The organism is Aeromonas sp. 25-248 (assembly GCF_053005425.1).
In genome coordinates this window covers 1-234 of record NZ_JBRKTB010000049.1, presented here as the reverse complement: position 1 = coordinate 234, position 234 = coordinate 1, and the positions used below count along the sequence as shown (strand labels likewise).

General features: G+C 45.3%; 1 tRNA gene. It reads left to right on the top strand.

Going from position 1 to position 234, the window contains the following annotated elements:
- Positions 1-76, top strand: a tRNA-Glu gene (locus ACVDHI_RS20840).
- The last annotated feature ends 158 nt before the right edge of the window (positions 77-234 follow it).

The following is a 234-nucleotide window of genomic DNA, read 5'->3' as shown; positions in this document are numbered from 1 at the left end:
GTCCCCTTCGTCTAGAGGCCTAGGACACCGCCCTTTCACGGCGGTAACAGGGGTTCGAATCCCCTAGGGGACGCCACTTCTCTTCTTGCTAACAAGAATGCAGAGTTAAGAACTGATTCTTAACTCTGTTTTCTTCGGCCTTGAGCCGTTGCAAACATGCTCTTTAACAATCTGGAAAGCTGATTTAAAAAGTAGTTCTCAAACATTTGTTACAAGTGCTTTGGAAACTTCTTG